Annotated in this window: 22 protein-coding genes; 11 read left to right on the forward strand and 11 right to left on the reverse strand. The window is 68.9% G+C overall.

Going from position 1 to position 17406, the window contains the following annotated elements:
• Positions 1-40 precede the first annotated feature (40 nt).
• The gene (locus G4H71_RS15725) at positions 41-1414 is read left to right on the forward strand and encodes a MinD/ParA family ATP-binding protein (RefSeq protein ID WP_072738420.1); all 1374 of its coding nucleotides are present in this window, start codon (positions 41-43) and stop codon (positions 1412-1414) included.
• A gap of 102 nt (positions 1415-1516) precedes the next feature.
• Here G4H71_RS15725 and G4H71_RS15730 read toward each other — a convergent pair whose 3' ends face one another.
• Entirely contained in the window at positions 1517-1714 is a 198-nt protein-coding gene (locus G4H71_RS15730) for a hypothetical protein (RefSeq protein ID WP_072738419.1), read from the reverse strand.
• A gap of 152 nt (positions 1715-1866) precedes the next feature.
• A complete protein-coding gene (locus tag G4H71_RS15735; protein WP_072738418.1) occupies positions 1867-2100 on the reverse strand; it encodes a BldC family transcriptional regulator in 234 nt (77 codons plus the stop codon).
• A gap of 214 nt (positions 2101-2314) precedes the next feature.
• On the opposite strand from G4H71_RS15735, the gene G4H71_RS15740 reads away from it, so the two are divergent.
• Both G4H71_RS15740 and cds1 read left to right on the forward strand, forming a co-directional pair.
• The gene (locus tag G4H71_RS15740) at positions 2315-2653 is read left to right on the forward strand and encodes a DUF4229 domain-containing protein (protein ID WP_072738417.1); all 339 of its coding nucleotides are present in this window, start codon (positions 2315-2317) and stop codon (positions 2651-2653) included.
• A complete protein-coding gene (cds1, locus tag G4H71_RS15745) occupies positions 2650-3753 on the forward strand; it encodes an L-cysteine desulfhydrase Cds1 (RefSeq protein ID WP_072738416.1) in 1104 nt (367 codons plus the stop codon). The genes G4H71_RS15740 and cds1 overlap by 4 nt, the downstream gene beginning before the upstream one ends.
• Before the next feature lie 18 nt (positions 3754-3771).
• Here the strand turns inward: cds1 and G4H71_RS15750 are convergent, their stop codons facing one another.
• Positions 3772-4302: a GNAT family N-acetyltransferase gene (locus G4H71_RS15750; protein ID WP_072738415.1), complete on the reverse strand. Its 531-nt coding sequence runs from the start codon at positions 4300-4302 to the stop codon at positions 3772-3774.
• Between the two features lie 144 nt (positions 4303-4446).
• On the opposite strand from G4H71_RS15750, the gene G4H71_RS15755 reads away from it, so the two are divergent.
• From G4H71_RS15755 to G4H71_RS15770, 4 genes are all read left to right on the forward strand, one after another.
• The gene (locus G4H71_RS15755; RefSeq protein ID WP_254777833.1) at positions 4447-5217 is read left to right on the forward strand and encodes a lysophospholipid acyltransferase family protein; all 771 of its coding nucleotides are present in this window, start codon (positions 4447-4449) and stop codon (positions 5215-5217) included.
• Between the two features lie 74 nt (positions 5218-5291).
• Positions 5292-5507 carry a helix-turn-helix domain-containing protein gene (locus G4H71_RS15760; protein WP_072738414.1) on the forward strand — a complete coding sequence of 72 codons (216 nt, stop codon included), beginning with the start codon at positions 5292-5294 and terminating at the stop codon, positions 5505-5507.
• Between the two features lie 6 nt (positions 5508-5513).
• Complete coding sequence (locus G4H71_RS15765) at positions 5514-6086, forward strand: Clp protease N-terminal domain-containing protein (RefSeq protein ID WP_072738413.1); 573 nt, start codon at positions 5514-5516, stop codon at positions 6084-6086.
• A gap of 52 nt (positions 6087-6138) precedes the next feature.
• On the forward strand, positions 6139-6519 hold the full coding sequence (locus tag G4H71_RS15770; RefSeq protein WP_072738412.1) for a phage holin family protein: 381 nt from the start codon (positions 6139-6141) through the stop codon (positions 6517-6519).
• A gap of 21 nt (positions 6520-6540) precedes the next feature.
• On the opposite strand, the gene G4H71_RS15775 is transcribed toward G4H71_RS15770, so the two are convergent.
• From G4H71_RS15775 to G4H71_RS15785, 3 genes are all read right to left on the reverse strand, one after another.
• Positions 6541-7410, reverse strand: a complete 870-nt coding sequence (locus G4H71_RS15775; RefSeq protein ID WP_072738411.1) for a 1,4-dihydroxy-2-naphthoate polyprenyltransferase — start codon at positions 7408-7410, stop codon at positions 6541-6543.
• A gap of 94 nt (positions 7411-7504) precedes the next feature.
• Complete coding sequence (locus G4H71_RS15780; protein WP_083343085.1) at positions 7505-8323, reverse strand: IclR family transcriptional regulator; 819 nt, start codon at positions 8321-8323, stop codon at positions 7505-7507.
• Positions 8320-9864: an APC family permease gene (locus tag G4H71_RS15785; RefSeq protein ID WP_072738409.1), complete on the reverse strand. Its 1545-nt coding sequence runs from the start codon at positions 9862-9864 to the stop codon at positions 8320-8322. The genes G4H71_RS15780 and G4H71_RS15785 overlap by 4 nt, the downstream gene beginning before the upstream one ends.
• Positions 9865-10091: 227 nt before the next feature.
• On the opposite strand from G4H71_RS15785, the gene G4H71_RS15790 reads away from it, so the two are divergent.
• The 3 genes from G4H71_RS15790 to G4H71_RS15800 all read left to right on the forward strand — a co-directional run bounded on the left by G4H71_RS15790 (position 10092) and on the right by G4H71_RS15800 (position 13104).
• Positions 10092-11663 (forward strand): flavin monoamine oxidase family protein, encoded by a 1572-nt coding sequence (locus tag G4H71_RS15790; RefSeq protein WP_072738408.1) that lies wholly within the window; start codon positions 10092-10094, stop codon positions 11661-11663.
• 30 nt (positions 11664-11693) lie between these two features.
• A complete protein-coding gene (locus tag G4H71_RS15795) occupies positions 11694-12365 on the forward strand; it encodes a Rid family hydrolase (RefSeq protein ID WP_072738407.1) in 672 nt (223 codons plus the stop codon).
• 277 nt (positions 12366-12642) lie between these two features.
• Positions 12643-13104: a hypothetical protein gene (locus G4H71_RS15800; protein WP_072738406.1), complete on the forward strand. Its 462-nt coding sequence runs from the start codon at positions 12643-12645 to the stop codon at positions 13102-13104.
• A gap of 77 nt (positions 13105-13181) precedes the next feature.
• Here the strand turns inward: G4H71_RS15800 and G4H71_RS15805 are convergent, their stop codons facing one another.
• Positions 13182-13397: a PLD nuclease N-terminal domain-containing protein gene (locus tag G4H71_RS15805; RefSeq protein WP_072738405.1), complete on the reverse strand. Its 216-nt coding sequence runs from the start codon at positions 13395-13397 to the stop codon at positions 13182-13184.
• 164 nt (positions 13398-13561) lie between these two features.
• Between G4H71_RS15805 and G4H71_RS15810 the strand changes: the two genes are divergently transcribed.
• Positions 13562-14173: a hypothetical protein gene (locus tag G4H71_RS15810; RefSeq protein WP_072738404.1), complete on the forward strand. Its 612-nt coding sequence runs from the start codon at positions 13562-13564 to the stop codon at positions 14171-14173.
• 57 nt (positions 14174-14230) lie between these two features.
• On the opposite strand, the gene menE is transcribed toward G4H71_RS15810, so the two are convergent.
• The 4 genes from menE to G4H71_RS15830 all read right to left on the reverse strand — a co-directional run bounded on the left by menE (position 14231) and on the right by G4H71_RS15830 (position 17164).
• A complete protein-coding gene (gene menE / locus G4H71_RS15815) occupies positions 14231-15379 on the reverse strand; it encodes an o-succinylbenzoate--CoA ligase (protein ID WP_072738403.1) in 1149 nt (382 codons plus the stop codon).
• A 12-nt stretch (positions 15380-15391) separates the two neighbouring features.
• Entirely contained in the window at positions 15392-15517 is a 126-nt protein-coding gene (locus G4H71_RS22910) for a hypothetical protein (protein WP_371842501.1), read from the reverse strand.
• A 160-nt stretch (positions 15518-15677) separates the two neighbouring features.
• Positions 15678-15968, reverse strand: coding sequence for a hypothetical protein (locus G4H71_RS15825; RefSeq protein ID WP_072738402.1), 291 nt, complete (start codon positions 15966-15968; stop codon positions 15678-15680).
• A 14-nt stretch (positions 15969-15982) separates the two neighbouring features.
• A complete protein-coding gene (locus G4H71_RS15830; protein WP_072738401.1) occupies positions 15983-17164 on the reverse strand; it encodes an inorganic phosphate transporter in 1182 nt (393 codons plus the stop codon).
• Between the last annotated feature and the right edge of the window lie 242 nt (positions 17165-17406).

Genomic DNA, 17406 nt, shown 5'->3' on the forward strand with positions numbered 1-17406 from the left:
GACCACCGGGTCCGAGAATCTTCGAGGGGGATGAAGGCTGATGGCTGACGACAACGTGGGCGGTTGGGAGCCCGCGCGACCGGCAGGCGAGGCAGATCGCGCCCGCAGGACCCGCCAGCCGTACGTGCAGCCGCAGGGCCCCAACCCGTTCGCGCCGCCGCCGCAGCATGCGCCGGGCCAGTCGGCTCCGGCCGGCCGGCCCCCGCAGGCGCCGGCGCCGGACCGATCACCTGGGCCGGCCCAGCGCCCTGCCGACCCCTTCTCGCCACCCGGACCTGCGCCCGGCCAGGCCCGCCCGCAGGCGCCGACGCAGCACGCGCCGGCCCCCGAGCGGAATCCCGGGCCTCCGCAGCAGCCGCCGCGCCCGCCCGCCCCGCAACCGGAGCGGCAGCAGGCCTCGGCGCCGGCGCCGTCCGGCCCCGCGGATTTCGGGCCGGACCCCGAGTCGGCCGCCGACTCGCAGTACTCCGTGTCGTCGCGCGACCTGTCCACGTCGCTGCTTCTCAAGAAGGCCAAGCCGATACCGACGACGGGGTGGCGCAAGGCGCTCTACCGGATGTCCGGACGGCGGGTGAACGTCGGCCCGAACGCCAAGGAACGGCATCGGCTCGAGCTCACCCGGCAGATCAACCAGCCGTTGCAGGGCTGCTACAAGATCGCGTTGCTCAGCCTCAAGGGCGGCGTCGGCAAGACCACGACCACCGCGACCCTCGGTTCGACCTTCGCGTCGTTGCGGGGAGACCGGGTCGTCGCCGTCGACGCCAACCCCGACCGTGGCACCCTCAGCCAGAAGATTCCCCTGGAGACGCCCGCCACGGTGCGGAACCTGCTGCGGGACACGAACAGTATCGAGCGGTACAGCGACGTACGCGCATACACCTCGCAGAGCAGGCATCGCCTCGAGGTCCTGGCATCGGACTCCGATCCCGCGGTCTCCGAGGCGTTCAGCGGCGAGGACTACAGCCGCACCGTCGCGCTGCTGGAGAAGTACTACAGCATCGTGCTCACGGACTGCGGCACCGGACTGATGCACTCGGCGATGCGCTCGACGCTCGAGGAGGCGGACGCGATCATCGTGGTCAGTTCCGGTTCGGTCGACGGAGCACGCAGCGCCTCCGCGACGCTGGACTGGCTCGACGCGCACGGCTACCGGGATCTGGTCGCGCGATCGGTGGCGGTGGTGAACGCCGTCCGGCCACGGTCGGCGAAAGTCGATCTGATGAAGGTGGTCGAGCACTTCGAACAGCGGTGCCGCGCGGTGCGCACGATTCCGTTCGATCCGCACCTCGAGGAGGGCGCGGAGATCGATCTGGACCGGCTGCGGCCCAAGACCCGCAAGGCGCTGCTCGAACTCGCCGCAGCGGTGGCGGCCGACTTCCCGAGCACCTCGACCGCCGTCCAGGAGTGGAACTGACCCCAGCGGGGCACGAGCGCGCTCCAGCCGACGCGGGCAGGCACCGACGGTCCGTCCGGCGCGGGCGGACCCGGCAGGCTGTGCGCGCCGGAGCGCGGCCCGTCAGGACTCGGAGTCGGTGGGGGTGTCCCCGTCGGTGTGCTTACGATGCACGTCGCGGTTCACTCGCCACAGGAACTCGGGGTCGTCGTCGGGGCCCGTCACCCGACCGTTCACGGGCGCCTTCGTGACGGGTCCGAATGCCTTCCACAGCAGCACCAGGACCGTCACCACGCCGATGAGAGCCAACAGATAGAGCACGGCGCACCTCCTTGCTCCTCGAGGGTAACCGGTACACCTCGAGGGTAACGCACGGAAGACCGAGCGCCTCGGTCCGATCGGTATCGGTTCGAGGAGCTCGGTCTCGTACGTTCTCCGGTTGTGCGATGACGCCGTCGGGCGGCGCCGTCCGGTCAGGGGCGCGCGGCCTCCGTGGTCAGCGAGCGCAGCAACTGCATGACCTCCGCTTCGCGGAACCGACGGTGTCCACCGGGGGTCCGCAGCGAGCCGAGCCGACCGGCGTGTGCCCACCGGGTGACGGTCTTCGGGTCGACGTGGAACAGTGCTGCCACCTGTCCCGGCGTCATCAAGGAGTCGCCTCCGCCCGGGACGCCGGTCGGAATCGAGGTGTGGGTCGCTGTGCTCATCTACGTCCTCCGGGTGTCTGCGTTTCGCGGGTCAGGTCTCGCGCAACCAACTGCTGGCAACCGAGTCGTCCTCGTGAGATCGACTCTCGGAGCCCATCGTGGCACTCGAACCCCTAGGTACTCGAACGATCTAATGTTGGTAAAGTGGAGGTAATGGACATATCGGATAACTCGGGCTGGGTGGTTCCGGAGGCGTGCAGGTAACCTCGGGGTCGTGAGTGAGTCATCCGAGAACCGTCCGACACCGCCTTCGCCGGCCCGCGTCACCAAGGGCACGCTTGCCCGTGACGTCGCCATCTACTCGCTGGCCCGGATGCTCCTGGTCGTGGTGATCGCCGTGGCCATCCTCGGCGGCGCGGCCCTCGTCGGCGTCGAGGTGCCGCTGCTCGTGGCGGCCATCTTCGCGGTCCTCATCGCGCTCCCGCTGTCGCTGGCCCTCTTCGGGAAGCTCCGCGGCCGGGTCAACGAGGGAATCGCGGCGTTCGACGCCCAGCGCAAGGCGGACCAGGCGGAGCTCCGTGCCCGGCTTCGCGGGGAGGGAACCTCGTCGTGAGCGAGGGCGACGGCTGTTCGGTCGTCGACCGGAGCGGGCCGAGGGACTGGGTGGACAATGCCGTCCGGCTGATCGACGCGGACACGCAACGCAGCGCCGACACCCACCTGCTGCGCTATCCGCTGCCTCCGGAGTGGGACGTCCAGCTCTATCTCAAGGACGAGTCCACGCACATCACCGGCAGCCTCAAGCACCGGCTCGCCCGATCGCTGTTCCTCTACTCGATCTGCAACGGCTGGATCACCGAGGGCACCACGGTGATCGAGGCGTCGTCGGGATCGACTGCGGTGAGTGAGGCGTACTTCGCGCAGCTTCTCGGACTCGATTTCGTCGCGGTGATGCCCCGCACCACCAGCCACGCGAAGATCGCGCTGATCGAGGCGCAGGGCGGTCGCTGCCACTTCATCGACCGTCCCCCGGAGATCTACTCCGAGGCACGCCGTCTCGCGGCCGAGACCGGCGGCCATTTCATGGACCAGTTCACCCACGCCGAGCGAGCCACCGACTGGCGCGGTAACAACAACATCGCGGAGTCGATCTTCCGGCAGCTCGAGCAGGAGACACATCCGGTCCCGGAGTGGATCGTGATGAGCGCGGGCACGGGCGGCACCAGCGCGACGCTCGGCCGGTTCATCCGCTATCGACGGCACGCGACCCGGCTGCTCGTGGTCGACCCGGAGAATTCGGCGTTCTTCGGTGGATACGACACCGGCTCGTGCGACTACGCGACGGGGATGCCGTCCCGCATCGAGGGGATCGGCCGACCTCGGGTCGAGCCCTCGTTCGTCGGTCAGGTCATCGACCGCATGATGCGGGTCCCGGACGCCGCCTCGATCGCCGCGATGCGGCACGCGAGCCGGGCGCTGGGTCGTCGTGTCGGAGGATCCACCGGAACGAACCTGTGGGGTGCGTTCGCCGTCGTGGCGCAGATGCTCGAGCAGGGGCGGGCAGGCAGCGTAGTGACGGTGCTGTGTGACGGCGGGGAGCGATACGCCGACACCTACTACGACGACGAGTGGGTCGCTGCCGAGGGGCTCGATCTCGCGGGGCCGGCGGCGATACTCGACACGTTTGCGCGCACCGGCTCCTGGCCCGGCTGAGCGCGCGCCGCCGTCCGGTCAGCCGGTCTTGCTCGCGGTGTGCGGGGCGGGCGTGACCGGGCGGGTCATCGTCACCCGCGGCCACGCGTCGAGGCGGACCTCGGCGTTGCGGATCGCGGACAGCCCCGGTGTCATCTCCGAGTCCGAGACGGGACGGAAACCCAGACGTCGGTAGTACGGCGCATTCCACGGCACCTCGACGAAGGTGGTGAGGGTGAGGGCGGGGAGGGCGTGCTCGCCGGCCCATGCCGAGATGCGGTCGAGCAGTCGGGCACCCAGGCCCTGGTGCGCGTGACTGGGGTGGACCGAGATCTGCTCGACGTGGGCGCAGCCGTCCACCAGTGCGACGAGGGCGTAGGCCACCGGGTGGTCGCGCTCGTCGGCCACGACGAAGATGCGCCCGGACGCCAGGAACTCCTCGAGCTCGTCGAGCGTCGGGGGTGGGTCGTCGGCGATGGAACTCATCCCGATGTCGCGGAAGGGCGCTCCCGCGGCGATCTCGATCTGCTGGAGAACAGGTAGGTCCGAAGAAACGGCCGAGCGGATCACATATCAGTTGTACCCGACCAGGGGGTCGGTACGCAGTTCCCTACGCCACGATTTACCTACGATGACGTAGGTTACGTGAGCGTAGGTTACGCGTACGTAGGTTGGGTATCGTGTGAGACGGATGGGGTGATCGGAGTCGTGGACGTGGAACGAGTGGACAGGGGTGACGTGGCCGCCGGGGGCGATCCGCCGGAGGTGGAACTCGACAACGCCGATGCGGTCTACGAGTACTACCGGACGCACCGGCAACCGGTCGTCGCGGCGAAGGGTGCCTACGCGCTGCTCGATCTGCGCTACCGCCCGCGGGTGCGCTTCTCCTCGGGTGCGCGGCGCGCGGTGCGTGACCTGGTGCGGTCCGGACGTCCGGTGGTGGTGGTCGCCAATCACCTCACACACAGCGATCAATACGTCCTGGCCGCGACGGCCTGGCGGACTCCGCTGCGCCGGGTGATCGGATACACGCGGGTGCTGGCCAAGGACGAACTGTTCGTCGACCCGGCGCAGCGGCGCAAGATCGACGTGATGGGGGGTATCCCGGTCTTCCGCGGGAAGGACCACGGTCTTCGCGTGGTTGCGGACGCGGGCCGTCGCATGATGGACGTCTCTGCCGAAAGGATCTCTCGGGGAGACAGTCTCGCGATCTTTCCGGAGGGGACGTGCAACGAGGGTGACCCGGCGCGTGTGCAGAGTATCGGCAGCGGGGTCGGGCACATCGTGGCCAGGGCGGTCGCGCGCGGCGCGGACCCGGCATTGCTCGCGATCGGCATCTGCTACGGACCGGAGACCCGGATTCGCTCTGCGAGTGTGCATGTCGCGGTGCCGGATCTCACGCTTCCCGGAAAGCCCATGGAGGTGGCGCGGTTCGCGCGTGAGCGGCTGCAGTCCGCCGTCGACGCGGCGGTGGCGGCGTACTGAGTCTTCCGGAGTGGTCGACTCGCAAGTGTCAATGACAGTTGACATATTGACGGCCGTCAACTTATATTGACTTCATGACCGAGGCAACCACACTCGCTGCAGCAGCAGGCAGCCCGGACCCGCGTGAGGGACTGCGTGCGGTTCGGGCGCTGCGCCGTCTACTCGAGCGGCTCGAGGCCATCCAGGTCGACAACGCCCGCATGCAGGGCTGGTCCTGGCAGGCCATCGCCGACGAACTCGAAGTGAGCAAGCAGGCGGTCCATCAGAAGCACAACCGGAAGAGGAGGTAGGCGAACATGTTCGAGAAATTCTCCACACCGGCGCGGAACGCCGTCGTCGGCGCACAGGAACAGGCACGCGAGCTGAGGGCTCCCCGGATCGACACTCCGCACCTCGTGCTGAGCTTGCTCGCCGACGCCGACTCGCGTCCCGCCGAGGTGCTCGTGACGGCGGGCGTCACGTACGAGGCCACCCGTCGCCGGCTGACGGCGCGGCAGGGTCCGAGCGCACTGGGAGTCGAGGACGCGGCGGCACTCGACTCGATCGGGATCGATCTGGACGCCGTCCGGGCGAGCCTCGAGGCCACCTTCGGGGAAGGTGCGCTCGATCGCGAACCGCCTCGGCGCGAGAAGGGCCTCCTCGCCCGCTGGAGCGGGCACATCGGCTTCACTCCCGGCGCCAGGAAGGCGATCGAACTGTCGCTACGGGAGGCGCTGGCCCGGAAGGACAGGGCCATCGGACCCGAACACCTGTTGCTGGGTGTACTACGTGCGCCCGACGACGCGACGAGGGAACTCCTGGAAATCCGGGTTTCCGTCACCGAACTGAGGGAACGGCTGCTCGCCGCGATGGACGAGCGGGCGGCCTGACGTCCCGATCGCGAATCTGGTCACCGTCCCGGCGGTGTGCCAGAGTCGTGGAATGAGTTTCCTGCTACGTCTCGTCATCAACGCGTTCGCGATCTGGCTCGCGGCCCAGTGGATCACCGGAATCGACATCGCGAGTTCGGGCCGGGGTACGGGCTGGGACTTCGCGGTCGTGCTGTTCATCGCACTGGTGTTCACCGTCGTCAACGCGTTCGTGAAGCCGCTCGTCCAGTTGCTGTCACTGCCGCTGCTGATCCTGACTCTCGGCCTGTTCACACTCGTCATCAACGCGCTGATGCTGATGCTCACGGCGTGGATCAGTTCCCACACCGACTACGGACTGACCGTCGACGGCTTCTGGACCGCCGTCTGGGGCGCCCTGATCATCTCGATCGTCAACTTCGTACTCAGCGCGCTGGTCCCCGACCGGAGGTGACGTCGGTGGTCCTGTTCCCGCTCAGGCGAGGAACAGGGCCACCGCGGTGGCCGCACCCCACACGAGCATCGCCAGCCCCGAATCGCGCAGTGCCGGAATCAACTCGAGTCCCCGGCGGCCGGAACGTACCGGGGCGTTGGCGCGCACGGCGAGGGGCAGCGCGAGGAGTCCGAGCAGTGCCCACGGGGTGCGTGCGGTGAGTGCGAACGTGACCACGAAGGGAACTGCCAGCAGCCCCAGGTGCAGGGCTCGGGTCCGTGCGTCGCCGAGCCGGACGGCGAGCGTCAGCTTCCCGGATTCGGTGTCGGTGGGGATGTCCCGCAGGTTGTTCGCCACGAGCACCGCACTCGAGAAAGCCCCGACGGCGACGGCCGTGAGAACACCGACCGCGTCGATGCGCTCCGCCTGCACGAACTGCGTGCCCAGCACCGCGACGAGACCGAAGAACACGAACACGGCGATCTCGCCGAAGCCGCTGTAGCCGTAGGGTTTCGATCCGCCCGTGTAGAACCAGGCCCCCAGGATGCAGACCACGCCGATCGCGACGAGCCACCATGCGGTCGTGGCGGCGAGGGCCAGACCGGCGACCGCCGCCACGGCGAAACACGCCAGGGCCGCGTATTTCACCGCGGTCGGCGACGCGAGTTTCGACCCCACCAGGCGGAGCGGCCCGACCCGTTCGTCGTCGGTGCCGCGGATCCCGTCCGAGTAGTCGTTGGCGAAGTTCACCCCGACGATCAGCGCGAGGGAGACGACGAGTGCCAGCAGAGCCTTCCACCACACGGCGTCCCCCAGCGCCGCCGCGGCCCCGGTACCGGCGAGCACCGGGGCGATCGCGTTCGGCAGGGTGCGGGGCCGGGCACCTTCGATCCATTGCGCTGCTGTTGCCATACCCCGATCTTCGCACTGCGCCCGCCGTCGCCCGCGCCCCCCTCTCCCTGGGTGAAGGTGGCCTTCGACCGGTCTGTCCGGCCGAAGGCCACCTTCACCCAGGGGCGGGAGTGGGGGACGGGGACTGGGTGGACGTGGGGGAAGGGGCGGGGGAAGGGGTGGACGTAGGAGGGGAAGTGAGCCGGACGGCTCCGAGCCGCTGGGCGTAGGTACGGAGGAGGTCGACGAGCCCGGGGTCGTCGACGGCGAGCCGTCCCGTTCGGCCGATCGCGGTGAGGGCACCGGCGATCTGCGGCCCGCCGGAACGGACGGCGACGGCGACAGCGCTGCGCCCGATCCGGGTCTCGTCGACCTCCCTCGCCGTCCCCAGAGCGCCGACGACGTCCAATTCCTCGGCCAGGGCCACCGGATCGGTGACGGTGTGGGCGGTGAGCCGGCGCAGCGGTGCGACGACGAGCTCGCGGCGGTCGGCCAGGAGCAGTTTCCCGACTGCCGACGCATGCAGGTGGGTGGTGATCGTCGACTCGCCTCCGAGCTCGTGGTCGGGGTCGCGGTCGGTGAAGCGCAGACCCGTCTCGGTGTACGCGGTGAGGAAGATCCCGTACCGGACCTGGTCGCGCAGTTCGCCGAGTATCTGCGCCCGGTCCTCGCTGTCCGGTTCGGCGGCCGTCGCGAGTTGCCGGGTGCGTATACCCAGTGCGAAGCCCGACAGGTCGGCGAGCCGAACCAGATATCCGTCGGCCACCAGCAGATTCAGGAGTCGGTACGCGGTGGCCGGTGCGATGCCGGTGTGTGCCGCGATGTCCTTGGCGGCGGCACCGGAACCCAGCTCGGCGACGGCTTCGAGCAGGGCGAGGGCCTTCTGCACCGCTCTCGGCTCGTGGCCTCCGACCGCCGTGCCGCGCGATCTCACGGCCGGGTCCCCGCGCTGTCCCGGTCCGGCCGCTCCGGCCCGTCCACAGGCGGGCCGGCGGTCAGTGCGAGGTTGCCGGCCGCGTCCGGGCTGAAGACCCCGGAGCCCGGGAGGACGTCGTCGGTCTCCGGGGTGTCGAACACGCCCACCGCAGCGAGGGCGGCCGGACATCGCCGCCGCAGATACGCGTACCAGAGCAGGCCGGACACCAGGAGCGCTGCCGCGGCGACAGGCACCGCGAGGTCACCCGCCGCGACGTACGACCACAGTGCGGCGGCCAGAACCGCCGTGCCGACCGATGTCCCGGCCACCCCGGCGGCACGGACGAACGGCGTGTGCTCACCGATGCGGTGCAGGAAACGCAGCGACGCGAACGCGACCAGGACGTAGCCGAGGATCACCGCCACCCGCGACATCGGCTGCAGGTGCGGGTGGATCGTCGTCGGTCCGAGGACGGTGGTGCCGATCGCGACCAGCCCCACAGCGGCGACGATGGCGCCGAGCGCCACGACCGGGGTGCGGTACGTCCCGTGCACGCGGGCGAACACGGCAGGCAGCACCCGTTCGACCCCCATCGTGTAGAACAGCCGCGACGCGGCGCCGGAGGACGCCATCGCCGAACCGAGCCAGGAGAACGTCAATGCGAGATTGAGCGCGACCACGACGAGTGGGCTCACCCCGGTGGCGGTGCCGTGCAGGTACGCGTTGACCACGGTGCCGCTGCGTCCCGACCAGGTGGCCCAGGCGGCGAAGACGAAGAGTGATCCGCACAGGATCGGCGTCCACAGGACCGTGCGGGTGACGGCGACGAGTGGACGTTTGGTCTCGGGCCCGAAGAAGGTGGCGCTCTCGAATCCGGCCAGCGCGAAGATCGTGGAGAGCACCATCGCGAGTAGCGCCGTCGTCGCGGCGGAGGGGGCGACCACGGGCTCCTGGCCGGTTCCCGTCGCGAGCATCAGCACGACGAGGAACAGCAGAGAGCACACTTCGATCACCAGGATGGCCACGGCCGCGAACTTCACACCGCGGACCAGGGTGGCGAGGAGGACCGCGGCGATCGTCAGGTAGACGGCGACGCGAGGGCCGGTGCCGCCGAGGACGATTCCGAGGTGCGCGAGGACGGCGATGACTGCCTGGCCGCCGTGATAAAGAGTCATCGAGGCGCTGAACAGGTACTTCGCGGCCATCGTGACGCCCGCGGTGAGCGCGGCACGGGCGCCGAGCCCCTGCACCACGAAACTGTAGAGCCCGCCCGCGGCGGCCATCCTGCGGGTGAACTGGGACACGCACAGTGCGATCAGCCAGATCACCACGGTGGCGGCGACGATGGTGAGCATTCCGCCGAGCAGCATCGAGTGGGCGAGCATCGTGACCGGCAGGATCACCATCGATGCCGCAGGGGCGGTGGTGGCCACCGATTGCGCCATGATCTCGTACCCGGACAGGCTGCGGCGGCCCAGCGCCCGCAGCGGTGACACGGCGCGCTCGGTGCCCTCGCGGGCGGCGAACGACCGCGCGACGGCGTCGGACAGAGCGGACATGCGTCGTCAAGCTAGTGCGGACGTGTTGCGCGCAGGTTTCGGTCGTGATTCCGGTGATCGTCCGCGAGCGAGAACGCCGCGTCGGCCGTTCTCGCTCGACGCCTCGGGAGTGTTTCCCCGGCGACAAGTTCCCGAAGCACCCGGCTTCCACGATGTACCCGAATCGATCCCCGGTCGCCGGGGTTGGACATGGGAGCAGGGAATTGGCAGTCACACGCAGATCGTTCATGAAGGGGCTCGGCGTGACCGGTGGAGCCGGGCTCGCGTACGGGGCGATGTCGACGCTCGGTCTGGCGCCGGCCGCGGCGGGACCGGCGTCGTTCCGGCCGCTCGCCGCGGGAGACCTGATCGGGACGGTGACCGGCGAGCACTCCGTGGTGGTGCTCGGCGGCGGGCCGGCCGGGCTGTGTGCCGCGTACGAGATGCGCAAGGCCGGATACGACGTCACCGTGATCGAGGCACGGACCAGGCCGGGCGGGCGGGTGTGGTCGATCCGCAACGGCACCGAGGAGACCGATCTCAACGGTGAGACCCAGAAGTGCACCTTCTCCGACGGGCACTACTACAACCTCGGCGCCACCCGGATTCCGCAGAACCACATCACTCTCGACTACTGCCACGAACTGGGCGTCGAGATCCAGGGATTCGGCAATCAGAACGCCAACGCGGTCGTCAACTACACCGACGGGCCGCTCGCCGGGCAGTCCACCACGTATCGCGCCGCCAAGGCCGACACGTTCGGCTACGTCTCCGAACTCCTCCAGAAGGCGACCGACCGGGGTGCCCTCGACGACGTACTCACGCCGGAGGACAAGGACGCGCTCGCGGAGTTCCTCAGCAGTTTCGGTGATCTGTCCTCGGACGGCCGCTACGTCGGATCCTCGCGTCGCGGTTACGATTCCGAGCCCGGTGCTGGTCTGAACTTCGGTACGGAGAAGGCACCGCACGGGATGGAGGACGTCATCAGGAGTGGGCTGGGCCGCAACTTCTCGTTCGATTTCGGCTACGACCAGGCGATGATGATGTTCACGCCGGTCGGAGGTATGGACCGGATCTACTACGCGTTCCGCGACGCGATCGGTATGGAGAACATCGAATTCGGCGCCGAGGTCACCGCCATGAAGAACGTCGGCGACGGCGTGACGGTCGAGTACCGGCAGGGTGGCGAGCGCAAGTCGATCACCGCGGACTACGCCGTCTGCACCATCCCACCGAACCTGATCGGCAGGCTCGACAACAATCTTCCCGCCGACGTGCTGGATGCGCTGAAGGCGGCGCGCGCCTCGTCGTCGGGCAAGCTCGGCGTCGAGTACTCGCGGCGATGGTGGGAGACCGACGAGCGGATCTACGGCGGGGCCTCGAACACCGACCGCGACATCTCGCAGATCATGTTCCCGTACGACCACTACGGCGCCGACCGCGGCGTCGTCGTCGCGTACTACAGCTCGGGCACGCGGCAGCAGGCGTTCGAATCCCTCACGCACAGGCAACGTCTGGCGAAGGCGCTGGCGGAGGGTGCGGAGATCCACGGCGAGAAGTACACCCAGGACATCTCCTCCTCGTTCTCCGGAAGTTGGCGGCGCACCAGGTACTCGGAGACGGCGTGGGCGTCGTGGAAGGGAGCGTCGTATTCCGGCACCGAGGCGACGCCGGAGTACGAGAAGCTCCTGGACCCGGTCGAGCGGATCTACTTCGCCGGCGACCATCTGTCCAATGCCATCGCCTGGCAGCACGGTGCTCTGACGTCGGCGCGCGATGTCGTCACCTCCATTCACCAGCGTGTCGCCAAGACCGCCTGACCCCCATTCGAAGAGTTTCGAGGAGTAACCGTGAAATCCGTTCGTACCCGATCCTTTGCCGCCGCTCTCGCCGGTTCGGCGCTGGTGTTGACCGCCGCCGCGTGTTCGTCCGACGCCGATGCCGATTCGGCGACCGAGGCGTTCGTCTCCGAGTCCGTCCTGGAGGCGGGTGAGTCGAATCCGATGATCGCCCAGGGCGTCACCATCGGTCCGAACGCCTACTTCTACAAGTCCAGTGGACTCGGTCCCGCGGCGGGGAACGACGCCGCCGAATCCGGTACCCCGGAGTCCTACATCGACACCGAGATGTTCTCCGGCGGCACGTTGCCGGAGGGTGTCACCATCACCGAGGCTCAGGGCATCAACGTGCTCGGACAGATCCGAGAGAATCTCGAGGCGCGGGGGCTCACGCTCGAGGACGTCGTGAGCATGCGGGTGTTCCTGGACAACGCACCCGGTACCGATATCGCCGACTATGCAGGGTGGAACCGCGCCTACCGGCAGTTCTTCGCCAACACCGACCTCGACAGCGGTGAGACGGTGCTGGTGCCGATGGGGACCGCCGAGCCCGCGGCCCCGTTGGAGCGGAACTCGGCGCGGCCCAGCCGTTTCGCCCTCGAGGTCGCGAGTCTGCCCGTGCCGGGGTGGCTCGTCGAGGTCGAGGTCGATGCCGTGTATCCGGAAGGACAGGAACCGCAATGAGGGACGTGATCCGTCCGAGCGCCGGCCGGTACTCGCCGAGGCCATCGAAACGGACACGACCAGCGTGAACGTGCCGGCGCCCGTCCGTAACCCGGAGGCATGCCGGGTGTGCGGGCTGTGACGAGTGTATTGAGGGCAGGTCACGATCCGTCGCAATAGTCCGCGTTCGTCCGAATTGGTGCTAACGATCTCGATAGTCTGCCGATAAAGCTGACGTCGGTACTCAGTCGGTATTTCACAGTCGGGGTTCGAAAAGGGACGTCGGAAGGACGCAGACATGAAGAACCGGATAGTGGCACGTGCTGTCGCTGCACTGGGCGCAACCGTGGGCCTCACGGCCGCGGGCGTCATGGCGGCCGCACCGGCAAATGCCCAGGAGCCGTTCAATCTCCGCGTCGAGGGCGGCGTGCACTGTAGCTTCGGCCAGCCGGGCCAGCCATGGCAGAACTTCTGGTCCATGCACAGGTGGATGGACGTCGTCAACGACGGTCCGGGCGTGGCGCCGAACGTCGTCCTGCAGGAGTTCGGCGGCGCCCACAAGTTCGCCCAGGAGCTCAAGCCGGGCGAGAGACTCACCATCGACACCCGGTGGTTCGGCTGCTGGCCGTCGTCGATCTCGGGGTACACGTACTCGAGCCTGATCGACCCGCTCCAGGACAACGTCGGATTCTGGGCGAACGTCGAGTTGCGGGAGAACCCGCTGCCCGAGGGCGCACCGGTTCCGCCTGCTGCCGGCTGACCCCCTGGGTGAAGGTGGCCTTCGACCGATCTGACGGGTTGAAGGCCACCTTCACCCTGCCGCGGGGTGGGGCTCGTTCAGTTGCGGCGACCCCAGCGGAAGTAGGACAGCGGGCCGACGAAGTTGATCGAGATGATCGCGGCCCAGGTTGCCTTGCGTCCGTTGACCTGTGCCTTGTCCCGGCGCGCCAGATCCGCCCATGCGGCGACGGCGAGTCCGATCTGGACCGTGGACAACGTGGCCACCCCCACCCGCTGCGGGGTACTCAATTCGGACCAGCGCTTGCGTGCCATGCGGGCTCCTCGGGTCTCGACGGTCTCCCCAGACTAGTCGGGCAGTGGCCCAGGCCTTCCGCGTGTACGTGCGTGTTCGCTCGCGTGGCCCGCCGGTGGACGGGAACCTTTCGGCCCCGCCCTGCATCGAACTGTCAGTACGTCGTCGATCAGGGAGCGCGCACATGTCCGAACCCACGTCACAGCCCGGGGTCACCGCACCCTCGTCGGTGAGCCAGCCCGGGGTCACCACACCTGCGGTGCCGCCCGCCGAGCCGGAGACGCCCTCCCCGGCGGTGTCCACCCAACCCGGTGTGACCACGTCGACGATCCCGGTACCTCCCGTTACAGAGGACCCGAACCTCGCTACCCCGAACCTCGCCCGCGTGGACCCGGCCGAGGACGACCGGACGGAAAGCGCGCCGGATCCGGTCGCCCCCGCCACCGTTGCGGCAGTGCCCGACTCCGGCACACCCGACCCGGTGGAACCTGCTCCGGCGATTCTGATCGACGTCGACCTCGACGGGACCTCGGAGGTCGTCCTCGCCGACACGACGGGTACCGGAGTTCCGGACACCCTCCATGTCGATGCGAACAGCGACGGGACCGTCGATCTGGCTGCGGCCGACACCACCGGGAACGGTGTGCCGGACACCATCTCCTTCGACGCGATGGGAACGGGCAGCCCGAACGTGTTCATCGACGACGCGAACGGTGACGGTCTCCCGGACACCGTCACGGTCGATACCGCCCCCATCGAGGAAGCCCTGCACAACTTCATCGACGATCTGTTCTGATTCGCAACGAGTCCGGTTTCGGGGATGTGTCGCGCCGCGACAGGTCGCTTCGCGAGGTCAGCCGAGAGCGTCGCGTAACGCAGCGCGATCGACCTTCCCCGGGCCCCGCAGCGGTAGCCGGTCGACGATGTGCACCTCGCGGGGGGCGGCGGTGGCATCCACCGTCCGGCAGGCGAATTCACGAATCGATTCGAGATCGGGTGGTTGCGGACCGGCCGGGACGACGGCCACTACGACGCGGTGCCCGAGCCGTGGATCGGGAACACCGAACACCGCACATTCCGCGATGCCCGGATGCCCCGCGAGGGCAGCCTCCACCACCTGGGGGACGACCGTGAGCCCGCCGGTGGAGACGGCCTCGTCCAGCCTGCCGGTGATCGCGAGTACCCCGTCGGTCAGGGTGCCCGCGTCGTCGGTGCGGAACCAGCCCGGTTCGGCGAACGCCGGATGGTCGGGCAGCCCCCGATAGCCGGACGCGAGCATCGCCCCACCGAGCAGTACCCGCCCGTCGTCGTCGATCCGGACCCGCGCTCCGCCGAGAGGGATGCCGTCGTACACGCAACCACCGCAGGTCTCGCTCATCCCGTAGGTGCGGACCACGGTGATGCCGGCGTTCGTGGCGCGGGCCAGCACCGGTGCCGGGGTCGCCGCCCCACCCAGCAGAACGGCGTCGAGGTCGGCCAGCGCGGCCACCGCTTCCGGGTGCTCGAGCGCTTTCACCAGCTGGGTGGGCACGAGCGAGGTGTAGCGCCGCGGTCCACTCATCGCGGCCACGGCGTTCGGGAGCGTGGACGGGTCGAAGCCCGTCGCGACGTCGACCACGACCGGCTCGGTTCCGGCGAGCACGCTGCGCAGGAGAACCTGCACTCCGGCGATGTGGTGTGCCGGAAGCGCCAGGAGCCACGACCCCGTGCCGCCCAGTCGGGCGTGCGTCGCCTCGCCGCTGGCACGGAGAGCAGCGGCGGTGAGCAGGGCTCCCTTGGGAACGCCCGTCGTGCCCGAGGTCGCCACCACGAGTGCCACCGACTCGTCCACCTCCTCGCCGGGGCGTAGCGCGTCGGCGAGCCGCCGGGTCTCGCGGGCGTCGTCGGCGGGAACCGGCGCCAGCGCAGGGACACCGCCGGCAAGGACGGATTCGAGGCGGGGGAGGAGGCCGAGTACCTGGCCGCCCGCGGGAACCGGAAGCAGATCGAGCACTGTCGTCACCCGATCAGCGTGTCACGGCTCCGTCGGCTCGTCCCATTCGGCGGCGACCGGCCACCCCGCCGCGGTGAGGGTCTCCGTCACCCGCAACAGGTCGTCGGTCGGCTCCTCGTGAATGACCCCGGCCACGATGCTCCGCACGTCGTCGAAGTCGACGATCCGTCCGGGTAACCGGCCCGCAGCCAGTCGAGCACCGACCGCACCGAGTACTTCGCCATCCCGCGGACTCCTTCCCGTCGATCCGTCATGCCTGCACCGACCGCCCCGGGGAGGGACGTGTCGGATCGGAAGCCTCATCGGCCTAGAAGAAGTGCAGGCCGAACGTGCTCGCGAGGAAGTCGGACATGAGCATCAGTATCCCTGCCGCGATCGCGATCAGCACGACGGCGAAACACGACCAGGCGAGGACGCGGCCGGTGACGGTGGGCACCCGGGCGCGCTCGGTGCCGTCCGTCGTGTCGGACAGGTCGGAGGCGCCGGAGTCCAGTGCGCGTAGCCCGAGTGCGAACACCGCGGGCAGTCCGGCGCCGAACAGCAGGCCGACGAGCACGACCTGCCAGAGCGAGCTGACGGTATCGGTGAGGAGTGTCATCGAGAATCCTTCCGTCAGATCGTGGTCGGCTCGGTGGAGCCGGACGAGTCGGCGTGGGGGCGGGCGCGTTCGTCCATCCATTCGGCATTGACGTTGCCCGCATGGATCGGCTGCCGGCGCGAGCGCAGGTACATCAGCGTGGCGAGCAGAACGAGCAGTGAGAACACCACCAGGACGCCGGCGAGACCACCGACGAGGTGCGCGATCGCCCAGCAGATCGCCCCGACCACGGCGGCCGACGGCAGCGTGATCAGCCACGCAGCCACCATGCGACCCGCCACGCTCCACCGGACGTCCGCATCCTTGCGGCCGAGGCCGCTTCCGAGGATCGAGCCGGTGGCGACGTGTGTCGTCGAGAGCGGCAGACCGAAGTGGCTCGAGGTGAGGATGATCGCGGCGGAGGACGACTCCGCGGCCATGCCCTGCGGCGCGGAGATCTCCACCAGTCCCTTGCCCAGGGTGCGGATGATCCGCCACCCGCCGAGATACGTGCCGAGGGCGATCGCGACGGCGCAGGTGAACTTCACCCAGAACGGCATCTCGGAGTCGGTGGTGAGCGAACCGTGCGCGACGAGCGCCAGGAAGATCACGCCCATCGTCTTCTGGGCGTCGTTGGTGCCGTGCGCGAGCGAGACCAGGGACGCCGACCCGATCTGGCCGAGCCGGAAGCCCCGGTTGCGCGTCGCGGAGGTGATCGTGGCCGTGATCCGGAACACGAGCCAGGTCCCCACGGTGGCGACCAGTGCCGCGACGACGGGCGCCAGGACGGCGGGGACGATGACCTTGCCGAGCACGCCTCCCCAGACGACCCCGCTCATCCCGAGAGAGGCGATCGCGGCGCCGATCAACCCACCGAAGAGTGCGTGGGAGGAACTGGACGGCAGGCCGAGCAGCCAGGTGAACAGATTCCAGATGATGCCGCCGACGAGGCCGGCGAACACGATGAGGAGCAGTGCCTGACCGGCGACGTTGTCCAGGTTGACGACGCCCTTGGCGACCGTGGCCGCGACTTCGACGGACAGGAACGCACCGACCAGGTTGAGCACCGCGGACAACGCGACGGCCACTTTCGGAGGCAGGGCGCCCGTCGCGATGGACGTCGCCATCGCGTTTCCCGTGTCGTGGAAGCCGTTCGTGAAATCGAATGCCAGGGCAGTGACGACGACTACCGAGAGGACGACGAGCTCTGTGGTCACTCGGGTGATTCTGAACGACCGCGAGCGCAAAAGTACAACCGGACGACGGTCGCGACGCGGTGAGTACGGGCGACGCGAAAAGTGAGTGAGGCAGCTCATATCGGTGAGTGATCGTGTTACAACTCACGCCCGATCTCACTCACCGGGAATGTCCGGATTTCGCCCCTCGGGGTGCTGGCAACCTCTCGCGCATCGGCCGCTCAGTGGCCGCGGAGCGCGGGTTCGACGCGCGTGCACCAGCC

Source organism: Rhodococcus triatomae, from assembly GCF_014217785.1.
In the GTDB taxonomy this organism is placed as follows: Bacteria; Actinomycetota; Actinomycetes; order Mycobacteriales; family Mycobacteriaceae; genus Rhodococcus_F; species Rhodococcus_F triatomae.

Coding starts and splice junctions, on each gene's coding strand:
- G4H71_RS15810 (WP_072738404.1), top strand. CDS start 13,562: ATGTCCGAACCCACGTCACAGCCCGGGGTCACCGCACCCTCGTCGGTG.
- G4H71_RS15805 (WP_072738405.1), bottom strand. CDS start 13,397: ATGGCACGCAAGCGCTGGTCCGAATTGAGTACCCCGCAGCGGGTGGGG.
- G4H71_RS15800 (WP_072738406.1), top strand. CDS start 12,643: ATGAAGAACCGGATAGTGGCACGTGCTGTCGCTGCACTGGGCGCAACC.
- G4H71_RS15825 (WP_072738402.1), bottom strand. CDS start 15,968: ATGACACTCCTCACCGATACCGTCAGCTCGCTCTGGCAGGTCGTGCTC.
- G4H71_RS15725 (WP_072738420.1), top strand. CDS start 41: ATGGCTGACGACAACGTGGGCGGTTGGGAGCCCGCGCGACCGGCAGGC.
- G4H71_RS15775 (WP_072738411.1), bottom strand. CDS start 7,410: ATGGCAACAGCAGCGCAATGGATCGAAGGTGCCCGGCCCCGCACCCTG.
- G4H71_RS15790 (WP_072738408.1), top strand. CDS start 10,092: ATGAAGGGGCTCGGCGTGACCGGTGGAGCCGGGCTCGCGTACGGGGCG.
- G4H71_RS15735 (WP_072738418.1), bottom strand. CDS start 2,100: ATGAGCACAGCGACCCACACCTCGATTCCGACCGGCGTCCCGGGCGGA.
- G4H71_RS15770 (WP_072738412.1), top strand. CDS start 6,139: ATGAGTTTCCTGCTACGTCTCGTCATCAACGCGTTCGCGATCTGGCTC.
- G4H71_RS15760 (WP_072738414.1), top strand. CDS start 5,292: ATGACCGAGGCAACCACACTCGCTGCAGCAGCAGGCAGCCCGGACCCG.
- G4H71_RS15765 (WP_072738413.1), top strand. CDS start 5,514: ATGTTCGAGAAATTCTCCACACCGGCGCGGAACGCCGTCGTCGGCGCA.
- G4H71_RS15785 (WP_072738409.1), bottom strand. CDS start 9,864: ATGTCCGCTCTGTCCGACGCCGTCGCGCGGTCGTTCGCCGCCCGCGAG.